The following is a 6573-nucleotide window of genomic DNA, read 5'->3' on the forward strand; positions in this document are numbered from 1 at the left end:
TCCGTTTATAATTTAAGTTAAAATTAGCCGTATCTAAAATTTAATTCTTTTTGAATTTGAATCAACAAAAATAACAATTCAATTACATTAAACAAGTATAGTGAATACTATTAACAAAAAATTATTAACGGTATTTCTTACTGTTTTTTTACTATGTAAAATGTTTAAAAATGCACTTTAAATTCTTATTGGTTTTTATTGTTGAATAAATACTATTTTTGCAATCCATTTACGACTATTTATGAGTTTTTTAAAAGAAATACAACGACGACGAACCTTCGGAATCATCTCGCATCCTGATGCCGGAAAGACTACTTTGACAGAAAAATTACTACTTTTTGGTGGTGCGATTCAAGAAGCCGGTGCCGTAAAAAACAACAAGATTAAAAAAGGAGCCACTTCCGATTTTATGGAGATCGAACGCCAGAGAGGAATTTCAGTTTCGACTTCGGTTTTGGCGTTCAATTATAAGGACAAAAAAATAAACATTCTTGATACTCCTGGGCACAAGGATTTTGCAGAAGACACCTTCAGAACGCTGACAGCAGTCGACAGTGTCATTGTTGTGATTGACGTTGCCAAAGGTGTCGAAGAGCAAACTGAGAAATTAGTTGCTGTTTGTCGATTGAGAAATATTCCGATTATTGTTTTCATCAATAAATTAGATCGTGAAGGAAAAGATGCTTTTGATTTGATGGATGAAGTCGAGCAAAAACTAGGATTGACTGTAACGCCATTGAGTTTTCCGATTGGAATGGGTTATGATTTTCAAGGCATATACAATCTTTGGGAACAAAACATCAATTTGTTTAGTGGCGACAGTCGCAAAAACATTGAAGAAACTATTGCTTTTTCAGATGTTCAAAATCCGGAATTAGAAAAAATTATCGGTCAAAAACCCGCAGAAAGACTACGTGAAGAATTGGAACTCATTGATGAAGTGTATCCAAAGTTTGATCAGAAATTGTATTTGGAAGGTAAATTACAACCCGTGTTTTTCGGTTCAGCATTGAATAATTTTGGAGTTCGGGAATTGTTAGATTGTTTTGTAGACATTGCTCCATCGCCAAGACCTAAAGAATCTGAGACAAGATTGGTGAATCCTACAGAAGAAAAAATGACTGGTTTCGTTTTTAAAATTCATGCGAATATGGATCCTAAACATCGCGATCGTCTGGCGTTTATAAAAATTGTATCGGGCACATTCGAGCGCAACAAGCCTTATTTTCATGTGCGTCAGAAAAAGAATTTTAAATTTTCTAGTCCAAATGCTTTTTTTGCTGAGAAGAAAGAAATCGTTGACATTTCCTATTCTGGTGATATTGTAGGATTGCATGATACCGGAAATTTTAAAATTGGAGATACTTTGACTGAAGGAGAAGTGATGAATTTCAAAGGAATTCCGAGTTTCTCTCCGGAGCATTTTAGGTATATCAACAATGCTGATCCATTAAAAGCGAAACAACTTGACAAAGGCATTGACCAACTTATGGATGAAGGTGTTGCACAATTATTCACTTTGGAAATGAATAACCGAAAAGTAATAGGAACTGTTGGCGCGCTGCAATATGAAGTGATTCAATATCGATTGGAACATGAGTATGGTGCAAAATGTACTTATGAGAATTTCCCTGTTCACAAAGCCTGTTGGGTAAAACCGGATGATGCCAAAAGTGAAGAGTTTAAAGAGTTTAAAAGAATCAAGCAAAAATTTTTGGCTAAAGACAAATACAATCAATTAGTATTTTTAGCAGATTCTGATTTTACGATTCAAATGACGGTAAGCAAATACCCAAATGTAAAATTATTTTTCACTTCTGAATTTGATTAACAGACACCAATAATAGCATTATTCAACATTAAAAGATAGTTTCTATTCATTATTTTAAAAATCAAATTCGATATTTCAATAATGATTCTTATATTTGCAACTTAATCTCTATGTGAAATGAAAAACAGATTATTTAATTTATACCTAATCACCTTTTTTTTATTAGTTGATTTTGTTGCTTTTGCGCAACCAGGCGACGATGATGGAAGTGGTGGATTAGAAGGAAATGACCCACCTCCTGCCCCAATTAATGGAAAACTATTATGGTTAGGAATAGTTGCATTACTTTATGCATTCTACAGTATAAGAAAAAACAGAAAAATAGCTTAGTTCTAAAAGTTACTTTTTAAAGTATATATTAAAGTCCGATTTCATAATGAAATCGGACTTTTTTTGTTTATAAATTAATTTTCTTTAATTGGTTAGTCAGACTGATGTTAATCTAAAATATTATTGTAAACTAAAATTAGTCTCAACAATTCATCGAGATAATAAAATGATTAAATACATTATTATGGCTCAAGCATTAATTTGGAATCAAAAAATACTTAAATAATATCGACACTCAGATTTCACTTCCCATATTTAATTTGTTGAAATAAAAAAGCCTCTCCATTGCTGGAGAGGCTTTCTATTATTAAAGACAATTAATTATCTTTTAATCACTCGAAGTGTTTTCACGTGATCACCTTGAGTTACAATAATGTTGTAAACTCCAGATGGGTAACGAGAACCAATTTCTAAATTAGTGATAGCATCTACGCTAGATTGACGTGATTCTACCTCACGACCTAACATATCGTATACTCTTACACCAACTTGATCTTCACTAGATGTGTTAACATCCAATTTGAAAGTGTCTGCATAAGGGTTTGGATACGCTTTAACTTCATAGATATCTAAAGCTGCACTAGCTTGTCTTGAAGCTGTTGGCGATGTAGTAATGGTACAAAGTACAGTTCCTTGAACATAGCTAGCATTGTACAATACATCTACACGGATGGTGTAAGCTGTGTTAGCTGCTGCTCCACCTGGAAGGTTTTGCAATGCAAATCTAGGGTTAGCCGTAGTATACTGTCTTGTTTGAACTCCGTTAGTTACTACGAATTTGTATCCTTGAGCTCCACTTACTTGTTGAGCAAAGATAGTAGTCCAGAACGCATTGATAGTACTTCCACAAGTTGGTTGAATAACTCTTGAAGTTCCTGGCGTAGCTGGTGTAGTAATTGAACAAGCTGGTCCGTACTCAGTATCTGGACGGTAAACATTGTTAAATGCTAACAATACATCAATTGTATACGTAGTTCCGAATTGGTAACCAGCAATGCTAGTCAAACTGAAACGGTTAACCGCTGTATCAACTGTACCTAATAAAGTAGCTCCGTTTCTAACTCTGAATCTGTATCCTGAAGCACTTGGTACTTGAGTACAGAAAATAGTGTTATTAATATCTGTTAATGTAGATCCACAAGATGGATTAGAGATATTAGTAGTGTTAGGAACTGCTGGTGTACTTACTGAACAAGATGGTCCGTAAGCTCTGTAGTATCCTCCGTGTTTAACAGAAACTTCAATAGTATAAGTAGTAGCATAAGTTGCTCCACCTACTAAGCTTGTTAAAGCAAAACTGTTTGTTGAAGAATCTAATGTTCTTACAGTAGCTCCGTTAGTTACTCTGAAACGGTATCCTTGGATAGGTCCTGTTTGAGTTTGGAAGTTACTCAGTGGATAAGCGAACAATGTGTTTGACAAGTTAGTCAATGTTACACCACAGCTTGTAGTAATCAATGAAGATAATGGTGTTACCTCGTCGGTTGTTCCATCACAGTTGTCATCAACTCCATTTGCTAATACTTCAGAAGCATTTGAATTAATCGTTGCAACATTGTCATTACAATCTGTTCCGTTATTAACAGCAACATAACCTGATGGTGTTAAAGCTCCGTAACAAACTGGTGCTGCTGGGAATCCATTGTTGTATCCGTCGTTATCAGCATCTACAAAGAAGTTACCAGTTCTCCATTTCAATGGATCAGATGGTGCACAGTCTGTATTGTTTGCAGATGTTCCTGCTGGTTGACCTGTACAAGATGGTGTTCCAGTTCCGAATCCGAATCCGTCACCGTCAGTATCTGCATAATAAGTGATAGCTGATGTGTTCAATGTCAATGTCAATGTAGCTGTGTTACATCCTGAAACGAATGGGTAAACACCACTTGCATTATACGTTTGACCGCTTACTGACCATGTGTATGAAGTACCACAAGCCGTTACTGACTCGCTTCCTGTAGTAGTGAATGGAGACAATGTCAATGTTAATGTAGCTGTGTTACATCCCACAACGTGAGTGTAAGTTCCGCTTGCATTATACGTTGATCCATTTAATGCCCAAGTGTATGAAGTACCACAAGCTGATACTGACTCACTTCCAGTAGTAGTGTTTGGTGTCAATGTCAATGTTAATGTAGCTGTGTTACATCCTACAACGTAAGGGTAAACACCACTTGCGTTATACGTTTGACCGTTAACTGCCCATGTGTATGAAGATCCACAAGCTGATACTGACTCGCTACCTGTAGTAGTGTTTGGTGTCAATGTCAATGTTAATGTAGCTGTGTTACATCCTACAACGTAAGGGTAAACTCCACTTGCGTTATACGTTTGACCGTTAACTGCCCATGTGTATGAAGTACCACAAGCTGATACTGACTCGCTACCTGTAGTAGTGTTTGGAGTCAATGTCAATGTTAATGTAGCTGTGTTACATCCTACAACGTAAGGGTAAACTCCACTTGCGTTATACGTTTGACCGTTAACTGCCCATGTGTATGAAGTACCACAAGCTGATACTGACTCGCTACCTGTTGTAGTGTTTGGAGTCAATGTCAATGTTAATGTAGCTGTGTTACATCCCACAACGTGAGTGTAAGTTCCTGAAGCGTTATACGTTTGACCGTTTAATGCCCATGTGTATGAAGATCCACAAGCTGATACTGACTCACTTCCAGTTGTTGTAGCTGGAGTTAATGTCAATGTCAATGTAGCTGTGTTACATCCTACAACATGCGTATAAGTTCCTGAAGAAGTATACGTTGATCCATTCAATGGCCATACATAAGAAGTTCCACAAGCTGATACTGACTCGCTACCTGTTGTAGTGAATGGAGTCAATGTCAATGTCAATGTAGCTGTGTTACATCCAACAACTTCTGTGTAAGTTCCACTTGCGTTATACGTTTGACCGTTTAATGGCCATGTGTATGAAGTACCACATGCTGATACTGACTCACTTCCAGTTGTTGTAAGTGGCGTAATTGACAAGTTCAATGTAGCTGTATTACATCCTGTAACTACTGTAAGCCCTGATTGAGCTGTAGTATACGATTGTCCGTTGGCTGGCCAAACATAAGTTTGTCCTGCACAGATTGATGTAGTTACACTTCCTGTTGTTGTAAGTGGCGTAATTGACAAGTTTAACGTTGCTGTATTACATCCAGAAACAAACTGAAGGTTTGATTGTGCTGTAGTATACGACAATCCGTTTGCTGGCCATGTAAAAGACTGACCCGCACAGATAGAAGTAGTTACACTTCCGTTAGTCGTAAGCGGTGCTCCTGCTCCAATGGTAAACGCTGAAGTCGAAACAGCAGAACAACCAGGATAAGTAACAGCAACCGTGTGGCTTCCTGCTGTTAAACCTGAAACTGTGAATGCGAAAGCACTCATCGTAGCATTTTGGGCCGATCCTCCATCAACACTGTAAGAAACTGTAGCGGTACCGCTAGCTCCTCCTGTAAGTGTGATTGTAGCACTTCCGTTAGCAGCACCAGCACATGGTGATTCAGCAACTAAATTACTAGCTGCAACTGATGACGGGCAAGAGTTCAAAGGAACTGAAAACGTACTTGTTGAAGTGTGCGACAAGAGCAATGCAGGGTTGCTTGTTGTAGTATTAGTCGTCGGATTAGTTGAAGCAGTAGTAGACTGCCCAACCTGAGCATTCGTACCTCCAGCGTTAGGGATAAGTGCCGTTGGCGAGATCCATAAATTGGCATTGCTACTGGCTGTCCAGTTCACCGTATTGGTAAATCTGAATTTACCATACCTATACGTTCCGGCTGGAAGATCAACAAAAACATTTGCAGTCGATGCTGTTACAACTCTTAATTGTGGCGTTCCAGGACCTCTGTAACTGGTAGTCGGAGCGGGAATAGCGCTTCCTGAGAACTCAGGGGCGCGGCTTCCTGGTACCAAACTAAAAGATTCGCCTCCCACCGTAGATGTCGTGATACTAGGAGTACCGCCATTCAAGATCGCGGCATTAAAGTTAACACCACATGAAACAGAGTAAATTCTCTTACCTCCTGCGGGTACTGTCAACATCAAGTCGAAATCAAAGGTGTTCGACGTTGACGACTGGTTCGTCAAAGTCAAAACAAGATTCTGCGCGCTTCCCGAAAGGGAGAGCAACAGCAAGCAAAAAAGTAAAGCTTTCTTGCTAAAAACATTAATAGTTATTCTCATATAATTAAAATTAAATTGGTTACTAATTATTTCGATTGAAGTCCGATGTTGCTATGGAATTCCATAGCAACATCTTCATTCAATTCTTTTATAACATTAAAATGGATAATGTGCGTAAACCGAGTTATCAAGGTTTGGAAACAAATTATCAAGATCCGAGTTATCTATAACACCATCTCCGTTAAGATCCGTAGCTAAAACTCCGAAATTAGAGCTGT

The 6573-nt window shown here is 37.9% G+C and carries 3 protein-coding genes; 2 read left to right on the forward strand and 1 reads right to left on the reverse strand.

All coding sequences use genetic code 11. The annotated features are described in order from the left end of the window. Positions 1 to 241: 241 nt before the first annotated feature. Positions 242 to 1831 carry a peptide chain release factor 3 gene (locus RMO03_RS00850; protein WP_309640181.1) on the forward strand — a complete coding sequence of 530 codons (1590 nt, stop codon included), beginning with the start codon at positions 242 to 244 and terminating at the stop codon, positions 1829 to 1831. Between the two features lie 117 nt (positions 1832 to 1948). Further along, on the forward strand, positions 1949 to 2161 hold the full coding sequence (locus RMO03_RS00855) for a hypothetical protein (RefSeq protein WP_309640182.1): 213 nt from the start codon (positions 1949 to 1951) through the stop codon (positions 2159 to 2161). 321 nt (positions 2162 to 2482) lie between these two features. Here the strand turns inward: RMO03_RS00855 and RMO03_RS00860 are convergent, their stop codons facing one another. Then, entirely contained in the window at positions 2483 to 6355 is a 3873-nt protein-coding gene (locus RMO03_RS00860; protein ID WP_309640183.1) for a T9SS type A sorting domain-containing protein, read from the reverse strand. Between the last annotated feature and the right edge of the window lie 218 nt (positions 6356 to 6573).

Origin of the sequence: Flavobacterium sp. (genome assembly GCF_031411595.1) — a bacterium.
GTDB lineage: Bacteria > Bacteroidota > Bacteroidia > Flavobacteriales > Flavobacteriaceae > Flavobacterium.